Consider the following 14,872-nt stretch of genomic DNA (forward strand, 5'->3'; position numbering starts at 1 on the left):
GAAAAATAAACCATTGTAGCAAAAAATTATTGCACAAATTTTAAAATTTCTTTCTGTAATATTTCCAAACTCTTGACAGACGCCCTATCTATCACTTTTTCACGAGGTTGTCCGAAGTTAAATTCCTCGACAATTACCCCGTCTGGTGTTGCCAAAGCAATAAAAACAGTACCTATTTCAGCATCAGAATCGCCTTTTGATGGGCCTGCATTGCCCGTCGTTGCTAGCGCATAGTCTGTTTTTAGCAAATCTTTAGCACTCAAAGCCATAGCCGATGCAACCTCAGCACTAACCACCGAAAATTGATCAATTAAATTTTTCGGTATTCCCAAAACATTTATTTTAACTTCTGTCGCATAAGAAACAATACTTCCTTTAAAATAGCTTGACGAACCTGGAACAGCCGACAATAATGATGCAATTCTTCCACCTGTGCAACTTTCTGCTGTTGAGATGGTTTTATTTTGTTTCAAAAGCAACTTACCAATTACTGTTTCAATTGTTTCATTCTCTTCGTAACCTACAATTATATCATGAATGATGGCATCCAAGGACTGCACATTACTTTCTATCGCTTCTTCTAATTCCTCTTTATTAGTCCCGCGAGCAGTTAAACGCAAACGAACTCGCCCTGGATTGGGCAAATAAGCCAATTTTATAAATTCAGGAAGGTTGTTTTCCCATTGCTCAATACGTTCTGCCACTAAACTTTCTCCTTGCCCATACGTCAAAATGGTTTTATGAATGATATAAGGACGTTTGTATTCGCGGACAATTTTAGGAATTATTTCTTCTTCTACCAGATATTTCATTTCGTACGGAACTCCCGGAAGCGAAATAAATACGGTATTTTCTTTCTTCATCCACATTCCTGGCGCAGTTCCAACTTTATTATGCAAAACAGTACAGGTTGACGGAACAAGAGCTTGATCTTTGTTCAATTGAGAAATGGGTCTTTTATAAAACCCTTCAATTAATTCCGTCACATGCGCCAAAACTTTTTGATCTACAATTAACTCATCATCAAAGTATTCACAGAAAGTTTTCTTTGTTACATCATCTTTGGTTGGCCCTAATCCACCTGTCACAATCACAACATCTACTTTGTTTTGTAGTTGCGCAAAAGTACCTAAAATATGTTTTTTGTCATCGCTTATTGATAGCATTTCTGCCACCTCAACTCCAATTCTATCGAGTGATTTGGCGATAAAAGCCGAATTTGTATCTACGATTTGACCAATTAAGATTTCATCTCCAATAGTAATAATTGCTGCTTTCATAATCAGTGAAATATTTGTGTCGCTTAAATAAATAAGCTAATAATTTATAAGTAGAAAATTAAATTTTGTCTAGGAGGAAGGTATTAACGGCTTTTACAAACTATAAGCCCGTTTACAAAATTTAAAAAATGTTTTGACTTATTCCTTTAAAAACAGGAATAAGTCAAATTTTATATTAAAGATCAAAATCTTTTTTAATTTCTTTAATCGCTTCTTTTACTTGCACTTTAATACTTTTAAAAGTTTCGATAATATCTTTTTTCTTGCCTTCAGCTTTTGTCCAAGCTTCTACCTGCAAAATTTCTTCAAAAGCCACATTTAACCCCATCAAATCAAGTGTAGGCTTTATTTTATGAGCATAGGAATAGGCGTATTTATGATCCTTCTTTTTTATTCCTTCTTTAATTTGTTTTAAATCTTCTGGAACTTCTGTAACAAATAAGGTTAAAATTTGATTTACAAATTCAGGGTCATTATCTGAAAGCGCATAAACTTTCGAAAGGTTGTACTTTAAAGCCATTATTTTACTTGTATTCTGAATAATTTTTTATCTTCTAAAAAGCCTTCTAAAACATCATTTGGTTTTACAGCCGCAACACCTGCAGGCGTTCCTGTAAAAATAATATCTCCAATTTTTAAGGTAAAAAACTGAGACACGTGAGAAATCAATTCATCAATTTTCCAAAGCATCATATTTGAGTTTCCTTTTTGAACTGTTTCTGAATTGCTTCTTAATTCAAAATTAAGATTTTCCATAGAAACAAAATCAGTTTTTGGCAAAAAATCTCCAATAACTGCAGAACCGTCAAATGCCTTGGCTTTTTCCCACGGAAGTCCTTTTTCTTTCAATTTACTTTGCAGGTCTCGAGCAGTAAAATCGATTCCAACACTTATTTCATCATAATATTTATGAGCAAATTTTGGCTCAATATATTTCCCTACCTTATTAATCTTTACGATTATTTCAACTTCATGATGAACATCTTCAGAAAACTCCGGAATAACAAAAGGATGCTGCTTCAACAAAACCGCCGAATCTGGCTTCATAAAAACAACTGGCTCGCTTGGGCGTTCGTTTTTCAACTCTTCTATATGATTGGCATAATTCCTGCCGACACAGATAATTTTCATTCTTTTTTAAGTTACTGAGATACTGAGATGCTAAGATACTAAGAATCTAAAAAACTTAGAATCTCAGAATCTTAGCATCTTAGAAACTTATTTAGTATTTAATTTTCTTAATTTAATTGCTGTCAAAACTTTTTTGGTGTACAACGGAAAATCAGCATTTTGAATCCAGCTGAAATACCCTGGTTCTGTTTCTAGAACCTTCTCCACTTTAGCACCTTTATGTTTTCCAAAAGTAAAAATTTCTTCGTCATCTTTATCAAAAGCAATCATTCCTGCAAAATCGGCGATTTTTTTACGTGTCGTAAATTCAGACAAAGATTTCATGTCGTTCTCTAATTCTGGATAACGATCTAATTGCGCTTTCAAGATTTCGTATGTTGCCATTGTATCTGCTTCTGCCGAATGCGCATTGTCTAAACTTTTTCCACAATAAAATTTCAAAGCAGCACTTAAAGTACGCTCTTCCATTTTATGAAAAATAGTCTGCACATCTACAGAAACTTTGTTTTTCATATCAAAATCAACTCCTGCGCGAAGTAATTCTTCTGCTAAAAGCGGAATATCGAAACGATCTGAATTAAATCCGCCAAGATCACTGTCTTTTATCATATTATGAATATGCGGAGCCAGTTCTGCAAAAGTGGGTTCATTGGCTACTTTCTCGTCTGTTATACCATGAACTGCAGTTGTTTGTGGAGGAATTGGAATTGTTGGATTAACCAACCAGGTTTTACTTTCTTTGTTTCCGTTTGGAAAAACTTTGAATATTGAAATTTCTACGATTCTATCTTTACCGATATCAATTCCCGTTGTTTCGAGATCAAAAAAGCAAATTGGCTTGTTAAGTTTTAATTCCATTTCTAATTTTTATAAGTTTACAAATGTAATTTTTAAAGCGGAATATCTCTCTTTATTCTGATTTTTTTTGTCGAAAAATGCTTTCAATTAATCAATTTTAACTTTTCAAAAACAAGCTTTTAGTAAGTCTGCGTAGTACTGCTTAATTCTTTTCTTACAAAACAAAAAATCCGCCAAGTTTTAAACCTGTCGGATTTGAATTTATTTGTACTTTATTTTTAGAAATCTCTATCTACATCAAAAGCTTCTAAATATTCTGCTACTCTTTTCACAAAACTTCCTCCTAATGCACCATCTACAACTCTATGATCGTAAGAGTGCGATAAGAACATTTTCTGACGAATTCCGATAAAGTCACCTTCTGGAGTTTCAATTACCGCAGGCACTTTGCGAATAGCACCAAGCGCTAGAATTCCAACTTGAGGCTGATTGATAATTGGCGTTCCGAAAACACTTCCAAAAGTACCAACGTTTGTTACTGTGTAAGTTCCACCTTGCGTATCGTCTGGTTTTAGTTTTCCAGCTTTTGCACGGTTTCCTAAATCGTTAACCGCTTTAGCCATTCCAACAAGATTCAACTGATCTGCATTTTTAATTACAGGAACAATTAAATTTCCGTTTGGCAATGCTGCTGCCATTCCTAAATTGATATTTTTCTTTTTAATGATATAATCTCCGTCAACAGAAATGTTCATTCCTGGAAAATCTTTTAAAGCTTTTGCAACTGCTTCCATCATAATTGGAGTAAAAGTCAGTTTCTCGCCTTCTCTTTTTTCAAAAGCTGCTTTTACTTTATCTCTCCATTTTACAATATTCGTTACATCTACTTCAATGAAAGATTGCACGTGAGCCGAAGTCTGAACCGATGCTACCATGTAACCCGAAATCAGTTTACGCATTCTGTCCATCTCAACAATTTCGTCACCACCATTTACAGAAACCGGCACTGCCTGCTGGCTTTTTTGAACAACTGGCTCAACTGCTTTTGGAGCTTCAGCTTTTGGAGTTTCTGCAACAACTTTTGGAGCAACTTCAATTGTTTGCGGAGCTTGAATAGATCCCGATTTACGAGCTTCTACATATTTTAGAATATCTTCTTTAGTCACACGTCCATCTTTTCCAGAACCTGGAATGTTTTCGAGTTCGTTTAAAGAAAGACCTTCTTCTTTTGCAATATTTTTTACTAATGGAGAAAAGAATTTATCTGATCCTGAGAAATCTTGAGAAGTTACCGTTTCTTTAACCGATTCGATTGTTTTTTCGATTTCTGCAGCTTCTGCAGGAGCGGCAGTTTCTTGAACCGTATTTGCAGCTTCTGGAGTTGCTGTTTCTCCGCCTTCAGTTTCAATAATAGCAATAGTTTGCCCTACCTGCACTAAATCATCTTTACCAAACAATTGCTCAACTAAAATTCCTGATACTTCGCTAGGCACTTCGCTGTCAACTTTATCTGTTGCAATTTCGAGTACAGCTTCATCAGCCTCAATTTTGTCTCCAACTTCTTTCAACCAATTTGTAATAGTTGCTTCAGCGACACTTTCTCCCATTTTAGGAAGCTTTAATTCAAATCTTGCCATATTGTTAATCTAAAAGATGTTTTTGATTTTCAGATTGCGAAATTAATGAATATTTTAAACATAAATTTCATTTAATATAATTTTTTACTCGATTTTTACAATTTGCCCTCTGTCATTTCTAGAATTACTTCCAATAATAAAATGGGTATTTTTAGGCAAAACTTTAAAAGTAATACTCTTATCTTTAATAGTTTCTATGATTTCGATACATTTTTTGAATGAAATGTACTGATTATCCAAAATTATTTCGACGTTTTTTCCCTTAAAAATCAGGCACGAATTTACCATTTTTTCTTTCGGGATTTTTAAAAACTGGACTTTATTTTTTAAAATTAGGGCTATTTTGTGAGACAAATCTTCATTTAAAGAATAAAAAACATGCAATTCTGGATTTGGTTTTATTCTTGTTTTGCCTTGAAACATTTTTACAAAAGAGAAAAACCAAGTTCCGATTTGGATGAAGAAACTAAAAAACAGTGATTTCTTAAAATGCTTCTGATAAAAGAAATTCATAGCTTCCTGAAAACGCTTCATATATTTTTCGTCTTTTATGGTGCTTTCTCCTTTATAGTGCAAAACTGTAGTTTCGTGAAAGTAAAAATTTGCCTTTTGTTTTTGCAATGCCCTATACGATAAATCGATATCATCAGCATACATAAAACAATCTTCATCAAAACCTTTTAAATCTTCATAAAGCTCTTTTTTCAAAAGCATAAAAGCGCCAACGAGAATATCTACTTCCCCCGTTTCGTCTTCATCTAAATGCTGTGCGTAATATTGATTGAAGAGTTTGGATTTGGGAAAAACTTTATACAATCCGAAAATTTTGGTGAAAGCAACCCAAGGCGAAGGAATTCCGCGTTTGCTTTCTGGAAGAAACTCCCCTGTTCCATCAATTAATTTACAGCCAACAATTCCGAGATTTTTTTGCCTTTCGGCGAAAGCCAAAATCTTCGTAAAAGTATCTTCCGCAACGACGGTATCTGGGTTTAAAATACAAATATACTTTCCTTTCGCTTGACGAACACCAATATTATTGCCTTTCGGGAATCCAAAATTTTCTTTGTTTTCGATCAGTTTTACGTCTGGAAATTTTTCTTTCATCATCAAAACACTTTCGTCTGATGAGTTATTGTCAATCACAATAATTTCTGCATCGATTGCCGCAATTGCCTCCTGAACACTTAAAACGCATTGTTCTAGAAAGTAACGCACATTATAATTTAAAATGACAACCGATAACAGCATGAAAAATTGAATCTGTAGATTTTGTCCGAAGTTAGAAATTTTCTGATAACCCCAAACGCAGTGACCAATCGTTTTTACTAATTCCGTAATCTAATGCCAAATTACTGCCATTACGTTTATTCCATTTAATACGAATTCCGGTTCCAATAGCAGGATTCCATTTTTTAAATTGATAGGTATCTAACTTAGAAACCGAAGAAATATTAGTAAAAAAAACAGCACCAAAAAATCCGTTTCGACTTATGTCGGTCCTGTATTCGGTTTCAAAATAAATAAGAGCATTGCTTCGGTATCTATTTTTGGTAAATCCACGTCCTGTTTTGCCTTCACGATCCCAACCAATACTTGGCAAATCTAAGTAATGCGGTTTTCCGCCAAACGTTGACCAGTAAAAAGCTCTTGAAGCCCAAACTCGATGTTTGGTTTTACTGAAAGAATGATATTTTCGAGCATCAAAATACAAAGATTGCCATTTGTTTCCTTCTACACCGCTAGTGTTCATTCTAAAATCGGCTTCTATATACAAACCTTTTTCGGGATTAATAATGTTTTCCCTCGAATCGTAAAGTCCCTGCAAGGCAAAACCAAACGAAGTCTCGTTAGAGTAATCGCCATTCATATATTTGTAATAATCGGTTTCTCCGTCTATATAGGATTCTTCCGAAATATTTTTATAATTATCTAAAAGAAAGCCAACTCCCAAACGATAATTTCCAATAACCTGCCTGGTAATAAACTGATAAAAACGCCATTGCTGGTAATCGAGCGTTGACATTTCTTTATCTGAATTGTCTTCGCCCAATCCATAAGTATCTTGGGGATAAATCATGTAGCGATAATCTCCAATAAGACTCCATTTATTATCTTTTGAATAGATGTAAGACTGAATTGGAAATACAAATTGCTTAGTAAAACTAAAATAAGGCGAAAAAGTAACCTGAGACATTCTGGTTGTTTTGGGATCTCCTAAATAAAATGTTGTCAGAAAAGAAACCACCAAACCTGTGCTGGAATTAACACCAACTGGAACCGGCAATAAGGAAAAAGCTAGTTTTTTATTTCTTTCTGGACGAATGGTGTCCTGCTTATCAAAAACTCGATGAATAACATCCAAAATATCTCGTGTACCCACATTTGTGCTATCATTTTGAGCTTGACAAAACGATCCAATTAAAAATAAAACTACAATGTATTTATTTTTTAAACCATTCACACACAATATTTTAAAAACACCCTCTTACAAATTTAGAATTTTATTAAGAATATCAATCATTTTTTTATGCTAATCTGAATTACATAAAAAGTTATATTTGAAATGCTAAATTATTTGATTTTGAAAATCTTTGCTATGTTTCGCTATTGTCTTTTTCTTCCGTTGATTATGCTCTTTGGCTTTTCAGCAACCTATCAGAAAAATGAAATAAATCTTGTAAAAACAAACAAATGGTTCATTGCTGGGCCTTCTGTAGAAAATGAAGACATGCTGAATAAATTCCGCCTACAAAATGGAATGGTTAGCGTTACAACAAATGACAACCCTAAGGGTGAAATAGAATTGAATGTCACGATTACTCCCTCTGAAACCAATGACGGAATTCCCGCAAATCTTTCAGACGATTCTAAATACCTCAAAATTACTTATCAATCTACACAAATTATAAAACTGCAAGCGAGAGAGGGCAATCAAGAAGGCACCGGTTGTGCGCACGGAGGTTCACATCCAAGAGTTTCTATACCTGCTTCTCCTAAACGCTTTTCTACAATAAAAATTCTATGGTCAGATTTCAGACAAGATGAACTCCCTGACGGAAAACTTTTAAACATTCATAATTTATGCAAGCTTAATTTTGTCAATTACAATCCTACTTCAGGTTCTGTTCTGAAGATAAAATCGGTGAGTTTTTAGTTTTTTTGTTTCAGGTTTCAGGTTTCAAGTTTTATCCGGAACTTGAAACATTGTCTTTTTTTTCTGCAAAATACGCAAGTTTTTGTTCTATGTTCCACTCACTACAAACGCAAAGTTCGCAAAGCTTTAAAAAACTTTGCGAACGTTGTGTATATCGTTGCGCTCTTTGCGGTTAAGTTCAACAACATGAAACTTGAAACTTGAAACCTGAAACTTGAAACCTTAAAGATGCAGCTGAATTTTATATCGATTCAAGATTTTCATAACATAAAGCATAATGATAGAAAATACTAAAGACCAAATAATTCCAAGAACTCCTTCTCTAAAATATCCGGGAATAATATGAAGATTAAACGCTTTACAGAAATAATAAATCACGCCTGGCAAAATATAAATCAATAACGGATTTGCCGCTGCAGGCATAAAAAATTCACTCCATTTGGTTTGTTTTTTAACTTCCATCAGCCAATACAACAAATAGAACAAAACGGTACATATTGCTGCCGAAAACATTGTCCACGATGGTGTTCCTTTAATTTTTGAAATTCCAAAGTAAGGACGAAGCAAAATAGCCGTGATTGTAAATAGCGCAACAAAACCAATTACAGACCAGTTGATTTTGGAACTGATTTTTCGATCAAAAAACAATAACGAAACTATTATTCCTGCTGAAGCTAAAGAAGCATGCGTTAAATGTCCAGCTATAAAACTCAACCAAGAAGTATTTTGTACAAAAGAATTTTCCGTTAGATTAAGCGAATTCATTGCAACAGAAAAAACTAAAAATGCAATCATTGCCCATAAATTTCCAGAAACTAACCAATAATAAACTACTGTAAAAAGATACGCCCAACCGATTAATCCGAGTATTCCCCACCATTTTGGAGTCATTCCTCGATCTCCAGTTTCTTGAACATATAAAAAATACAGTGTTACTAGAACTAAAATCCCTCCGTATTGAAGTATGCTTTTTAACCATAAAGGAAAATCTTTTGGATATTTATTCCAAATCGGAATTGGCATCGCATAGGCTAAAAGCCCCCAAAACGCAGGTGCGATTATCATTTTAGAAGCGTCGTAGCCATATTCGGCATTGACCATAAAAACGCCAATTACAATAAGAGCAATGGCTCTTTTAAGAGTATGTGTCCAAATTGTTTTCGGGCTGTCACCTTTTATCAATCTGGCATTAAAAGCAAACGGAATAGACATTCCAACAATGAATAAAAAAGCAGGGAAAACTAAATCAACAAAAGTCATTGCATCGGCATCTGCGGGCATATGTTTTAACCATTGCGGCACATTTTGAATGCTCGCAAGCTCATTTACAAAAATCATTACAAAAATGGTAATTCCACGTAAAGCATCAATAGAAATAATACGCTGATTAAACAGATTCTCTTTTATTTTCACAATTTTTTACTTTTTTACTAAAAATCAAATATAACATAAATCTAAAATGTCTTGTTACAAATTCTAGATTAATTTTGCACGCTATAAAACTGATTTATACTTTTTTGTTACATGTTATCATTCCTAAAACCAAAACCCATATTAAAAGAACTGCTTGACGGAAGTTTTGTTGACATTCATTCTCATATTTTACCAGGAATTGATGACGGAGCAAAAAACATAAAAAAATCAGTTGACCTGGTTTCGTCTTTACAAGAGATTGGGGTTTCTCAAATTATTACGTCGCCGCATATTAGTCATTATGTTTGGAATAATTCTCCAGAAATCATAGCGTCTAAACTTCTGGAAACAGAAAAAGCGTTAGAAGAAAATAAAATTGAAATTCCTGTTCGAGCTGCAGCAGAATACCTCATCGATAGCTGGTTTGAGAATCACTTTAAAGAAGAAAAACTTCTGACTTTGAAAGACAATTATATCTTAGTCGAAATATCGTATCAAAATGCTCCTTTAAATATTTACAAAACTATCTTTGAGATACAATTGGCTGGTTATATCCCTGTTTTGGCTCATCCAGAACGTTATCTCTTTTATCACAATAAATTTTCTGAATACGAGAAGTTAAAAAATGCAGGGTGTCTTTTTCAGCTAAATCTGCTTTCTACTGTTGAGTATTACGGTTCTAAAATTGCAAAAGTTACCGACGAACTTTTAGCGAAAGGAATGTACTCTTTTTGCGGAACAGATGTTCATCATAAAAAACATATCGAAGCTTTTGACAGCAAGTTAAAGATTAAAAACATTCAATCTTTAAAAGAAGTAATTGCGAATAATCAGTTTTTTAAATTTTAAAAAAGCTTAATAAGCGTTTTCTTCGCCTTTAAAAATATTAATTATCGTTTTTATAATAATCTTAATATCAAGCAGGAAACTCCAGTTTTCGATATACCAAATATCATATTCCACTCTGTTTTCCATATCGCTTAACACTTTTGTCTCTCCTCTATAACCATTGACTTGAGCCCATCCAGTAATTCCTGGCTTAGCATATTGTCGAACCAGATAATTATTAATAAGATCACTGTATTCTTTGGCAAGATTAACCATATGCGGTCTTGGTCCTACGACTGACATGTCTCCCCAAAAAACATTGAAAAACTGAGGCAGCTCATCGATACTTGTTTTACGAATAAAAGCTCCAAATTTTGTTATACGGCTATCGCCTTTTTCTGCTTGTTTATTATGAGCAAGTCCGTTTACATACATGCTTCTAAATTTCAAACATACAAATGATCGATTATCTCTACCCGATCTTTTTTGTTTAAAAAACACAGGGCCTGGAGATTCGATTTTTATAATAAGTGTGATAATCGGAAACAACCAAGGAAAAATTAGCAGGATTACCAAACTTGAAAAACAGACATCAAAAATCTTTTTCAAAAGTCTGTTTGAAGCAAATTCTAAGGGTTCTGTACGAAACATTAATACAGGAGTATTTTCGTAAAAAGCCACCTCAACTTTACTTGCTTTTGTGTACAGTTGAAAATCTGGAATAAACTTAATTCGAACCATTTTCTGCTCGCAGATTCTTGTGAGTTCATTAATTATTTCGATATTATCAATATGCAGTGCGACATACATTTCATCTACTTCATTCTCGTCCAAAAATGTTTCGATACCTTCAAACTTTCCGATAATAAGAGTAGGATCAACAATATTACCCTCCTTTTTTTCATCAAAAAAGCCTAAAAATCGATATCCGTAAGTTAAATCTCTAGCTAATACTTTTCGAATTTTTTCTCCAGATTCGTTTGCTCCAACAATTATAAAAGTTTTAAAATTGTATCCTTTTGCTCGAACATATTTTAAAAGTTTCATCGAGAAATATCGAGAAAACATAAGCAATCCGAAAAAGATCATGTAGAAATAAACTAAGCGAAGCCTAGAAATGTCGGTGTATTTTAGATAAACCACAAATATAGAAACCAAGGCAGCATGGATTGAAATCTTTTTGATTGTTCTCCATAATATCGATTCTATCGGCTCTACTCTCACGCTTCGATTAGAATCTTTTTGAAGCAATAACGCCACCCATATTAAAATTGCTAAAAGCGAAATTGTTCTTTCTTCTTTAGACAATAATTTATCCAAATCCCCAAACCTTGCCAACGCAGAAAGCAGCGTGGCAGAATTTAATAAAATGACATCAACTACTACAAACAAAAGTTTATAATACCGTGAAATTCTAAAGTGTGATAATTCTTGTAAAATTTTCATGTCGGGGCGAAATCTTATCCAAAAGGAATAAAAAAGACTTTTATAATAAAAGTGCTGCAAAATAACATTTAAATTATATTTTTTGATACTTATTTCATTCTAATTATTTAAAACTTTACTTTTATGTTATGCTGACCTAATAGTGCAATCATGCTTAAAATTATTTTTTTCTTTTTAACAATTACTTCCGTTTATTCCCAAATTCCTGGCTGTACCGATCCGCAAGCAGAAAACTACAGTTCATCATCTCTACAAAATAATGGTAGCTGCAATTACAAAAGTCTAAAAATCAAACCTGTATATTCTTATCATCTTAGCGATTCTATACGAGAAACCTCTGGCTTAATTGCTTTTCAAAATTTACTCTGGACACATAACGATGATCATGACACCGCAATTTATGGATTGGATACTTTAGGAAAAATCAAAAAGAAAATTATTCTTCCCGAAACTATCAATCACGATTGGGAAGAAATCTCGCAAGATAGCACACATCTTTATATCGGCGATTTTGGCAATAATTATTCTGGAAATAGAACCGATTTGAAAATTCTTAAAATTGAAAAAAGATCTTTTTTAGAAGAAAATCCGAAAATTGAAACCATCCTATTTTCTTATTCTGACCAAACTAATTTTTCTCTATCAAAACCAAACAAAACCGATTTTGATTGTGAAGCATTTATTGTTTCCAAAGACAGCATCTACCTATTTACCAAGCAATGGAAATCGTCTAAAACCAATATTTACGCTTTGCCAAAGCAAGAAGGAACACAAATTGCAAAACTCAAAGCAACAATTGATACCAAAGGTCTGGTTACTGGTGCCACTTATTTAGAAAACAAAAAACTAATTACTTTGTGCGGCTATACCAAAGTAGGAAAACCTTTTTTATATCTGCTCTACGATTTTAAAGATCAAGATTTTTTATCTGGAAATAAAAGGCGAATCGATTTAAAACTTCCTTTTCATCAAATTGAAGGAATTGCGACGAAAGATGGTTTACATTATTTTTTAACGAATGAATCTCTTGTTCGAAAACCAGTTATAAATGTTCCTCAGCAAATTCATTATTTCGATTTAAGTTCCGTTCTAAGGTTGTATCTCCATAAATAATTCGCAAATGCAAGATAATAGTTTACTTTTGCAGAAAGTTATGTTTTAGAAAACATTCATAACTCATAATTTATAACTTATAATTACAAAGTGAATTACTTATCAGTCGAAAATATATCAAAGTCATTTGGAGAAAGAGTCCTTTTTGACAACATTTCTTTTGGAATTAATAAAGATCAAAAAATCGCTTTCATTGCAAAAAATGGTTCTGGAAAAACAACCATAATGAGCATTATTAATGGTTTGGAAGAACCAGATACTGGGCAAGTTGTTTTAAGAAAAGGAATCAGAATGGCATTTCTATCGCAAGACAATAATCTTCAAGATGAACTTACGATCGAAGAAAGTATTTTTGCCTCAGATAACGAAACGCTTAAAGTTATTGAAGCTTATGAAAAGGCTTTAGAAAATCCTGCTGACGAAGAAGCTTACCAAAAAGCTTTTGATGCTATGGATCAGCATAATGCATGGGATTTTGAAACGCAATACAAACAGATTTTATTCAAATTAAAGCTGGAAGATTTCAAACTTAAAGTTAAAAATCTTTCTGGAGGACAGAAAAAACGTCTTTCTCTAGCCATAATTCTAATCAATCGTCCTGATTTATTGATTCTAGATGAGCCAACCAACCACTTAGATCTAGAAATGATCGAATGGCTGGAAAGTTACTTTGCCAAAGAAAACATCACTTTGTTTATGGTAACGCACGACCGTTTCTTTTTGGAGCGCGTTTGTAACGAAATTATAGAACTAGACAACGGAAAACTATACCAATACAAAGGAAATTATTCTTACTACCTACAGAAAAAAGAAGAAAGAATCACTTCTGAAAATGCTAGTGTTGACAAGGCTAAAAACTTGTTTGTAAAAGAATTAGAATGGATGCGCCGCCAGCCAAAAGCGAGAACAACCAAATCTAAATCACGTCAGGATGACTTTTACATTATTAAAGAAAAAGCGCAAAGCCGACGAAAAGAAAATAAAGTTGAGCTTGAAATTAACATGGAAAGAATGGGAAGCAAAATCATTGAGCTTCATAAACTTTCTAAAAAATTCAAAGACCGCGTTATTCTTGACAATTTCAGTTTTGATTTTCAACGTGGAGAAAGAATCGGAATTATTGGTAAAAACGGAACTGGAAAATCGACCTTCTTAAATCTTTTGACAGGAACAATTCCTCCAGACAGCGGACGTGTTGTTAAAGGAGATACTATAAAAATTGGATATTATACACAGTCTGGAATTAACCCAAAACCAGGTCAGCGTGTTATTGATATTATAAAAGAGTACGGAGAGTATATTCCGTTGACAAAAGGAAAAATTATTTCGGCTTCGCAATTATTGGAGCGTTTTCTTTTTGATGCCAAAAAACAATATGATTACGTTGAGAAATTAAGTGGTGGAGAATTAAAGCGTTTATACTTGTGTACGGTTTTAATTCAGAATCCGAACTTCTTGATTCTAGATGAGCCTACAAACGATTTGGATATTGTAACGCTAAACGTTCTAGAAAGTTTCCTTTTAGATTACCCAGGATGTTTATTGGTAGTTTCGCACGACCGTTATTTTATGGATAAAATTGTCGATCATTTATTTGTCTTTAGAGGTCAAGGCGAAATAGAAAATTTCCCAGGAAACTATTCTGATTTCCGTGCTTACGAAGACAGTGCTGATGTTGCTCAAAAAGAAGAAAACAAAGCAGAAAAGAAAGAATGGAAACAAAATAATCCAACCGGAAATCTAAGTTTTAACGAACAAAAAGAATATCAGAAAATCGAAAGAGAAATTAAAGATTTAGAAGCTGAAAAAGCCAAAATCGAACAATTATTCTCTGACGGAAAAATTGCAGATGCCGATATCGAGAAAAAAGCAAACGAACTTCAAAACATAATTAATAAAATCGAAGCAAAAGAAGAACGCTGGTTTGAACTTTCTGCTAAACTTGAAGGATAGATTTTTTGTTTCAAGTTTCAGGTTTAAAGTTTCAAGTTTTACTTTTTAAAAGAATTATTACACTGAAAACCGAGACTAAGACAAAAAACAATTTTAATATATTTAAGCTCTTTAAACAA

Annotated in this window: 13 protein-coding genes; 4 read left to right on the forward strand and 9 right to left on the reverse strand. The window is 33.3% G+C overall.

What is annotated here, in order from left to right; translation table 11 throughout:
• Positions 1-26: 26 nt before the first annotated feature.
• The 7 genes from BSF41_RS18915 to BSF41_RS18945 form a co-directional block, all read right to left on the reverse strand.
• Complete coding sequence (locus BSF41_RS18915) at positions 27-1,280, reverse strand: CinA family nicotinamide mononucleotide deamidase-related protein (RefSeq protein WP_095931060.1); 1,254 nt, start codon at positions 1,278-1,280, stop codon at positions 27-29.
• A gap of 175 nt (positions 1,281-1,455) precedes the next feature.
• On the reverse strand, positions 1,456-1,800 hold the full coding sequence (locus BSF41_RS18920; RefSeq protein ID WP_008468078.1) for an Hpt domain-containing protein: 345 nt from the start codon (positions 1,798-1,800) through the stop codon (positions 1,456-1,458).
• Entirely contained in the window at positions 1,800-2,411 is a 612-nt protein-coding gene (locus BSF41_RS18925) for a fumarylacetoacetate hydrolase family protein (protein ID WP_095931061.1), read from the reverse strand. Before BSF41_RS18925 ends, BSF41_RS18920 begins: the two co-directional genes overlap by 1 nt.
• Before the next feature lie 87 nt (positions 2,412-2,498).
• On the reverse strand, positions 2,499-3,269 hold the full coding sequence (locus tag BSF41_RS18930) for a 3'-5' exonuclease (RefSeq protein WP_095931062.1): 771 nt from the start codon (positions 3,267-3,269) through the stop codon (positions 2,499-2,501).
• Between the two features lie 218 nt (positions 3,270-3,487).
• On the reverse strand, positions 3,488-4,846 hold the full coding sequence (locus tag BSF41_RS18935) for a dihydrolipoamide acetyltransferase family protein (protein WP_095931063.1): 1,359 nt from the start codon (positions 4,844-4,846) through the stop codon (positions 3,488-3,490).
• 84 nt (positions 4,847-4,930) lie between these two features.
• Positions 4,931-6,094, reverse strand: a complete 1,164-nt coding sequence (locus BSF41_RS18940) for a glycosyltransferase family 2 protein (RefSeq protein WP_095931064.1) — start codon at positions 6,092-6,094, stop codon at positions 4,931-4,933.
• Between the two features lie 31 nt (positions 6,095-6,125).
• Positions 6,126-7,307 carry a BamA/TamA family outer membrane protein gene (locus BSF41_RS18945; RefSeq protein ID WP_253251856.1) on the reverse strand — a complete coding sequence of 394 codons (1,182 nt, stop codon included), beginning with the start codon at positions 7,305-7,307 and terminating at the stop codon, positions 6,126-6,128.
• A gap of 135 nt (positions 7,308-7,442) precedes the next feature.
• Between BSF41_RS18945 and BSF41_RS18950 the strand changes: the two genes are divergently transcribed.
• A complete protein-coding gene (locus tag BSF41_RS18950) occupies positions 7,443-8,000 on the forward strand; it encodes a hypothetical protein (protein WP_095931112.1) in 558 nt (185 codons plus the stop codon).
• A gap of 222 nt (positions 8,001-8,222) precedes the next feature.
• On the opposite strand, the gene BSF41_RS18955 is transcribed toward BSF41_RS18950, so the two are convergent.
• Complete coding sequence (locus BSF41_RS18955) at positions 8,223-9,413, reverse strand: DUF5009 domain-containing protein (RefSeq protein WP_095931065.1); 1,191 nt, start codon at positions 9,411-9,413, stop codon at positions 8,223-8,225.
• Between the two features lie 111 nt (positions 9,414-9,524).
• Between BSF41_RS18955 and BSF41_RS18960 the strand changes: the two genes are divergently transcribed.
• On the forward strand, positions 9,525-10,262 hold the full coding sequence (locus BSF41_RS18960) for a tyrosine-protein phosphatase (RefSeq protein ID WP_095931066.1): 738 nt from the start codon (positions 9,525-9,527) through the stop codon (positions 10,260-10,262).
• Positions 10,263-10,268: 6 nt separating this feature from the next.
• Here the strand turns inward: BSF41_RS18960 and BSF41_RS18965 are convergent, their stop codons facing one another.
• A complete protein-coding gene (locus BSF41_RS18965) occupies positions 10,269-11,687 on the reverse strand; it encodes an undecaprenyl-phosphate glucose phosphotransferase (protein ID WP_095931067.1) in 1,419 nt (472 codons plus the stop codon).
• A gap of 150 nt (positions 11,688-11,837) precedes the next feature.
• Here BSF41_RS18965 and BSF41_RS18970 point away from each other — a divergent pair, with 150 nt between their 5' ends.
• Both BSF41_RS18970 and BSF41_RS18975 read left to right on the forward strand, forming a co-directional pair.
• Positions 11,838-12,800, forward strand: a complete 963-nt coding sequence (locus tag BSF41_RS18970; protein WP_095931068.1) for a hypothetical protein — start codon at positions 11,838-11,840, stop codon at positions 12,798-12,800.
• Positions 12,801-12,890: 90 nt separating this feature from the next.
• The gene (locus BSF41_RS18975) at positions 12,891-14,753 is read left to right on the forward strand and encodes an ABC-F family ATP-binding cassette domain-containing protein (RefSeq protein ID WP_095931069.1); all 1,863 of its coding nucleotides are present in this window, start codon (positions 12,891-12,893) and stop codon (positions 14,751-14,753) included.
• Positions 14,754-14,872: the final 119 nt, after the last annotated feature.

The organism is Flavobacterium sp. ACN2 (genome assembly GCF_002303885.1).
Classification (GTDB): Bacteria; Bacteroidota; Bacteroidia; order Flavobacteriales; family Flavobacteriaceae; genus Flavobacterium.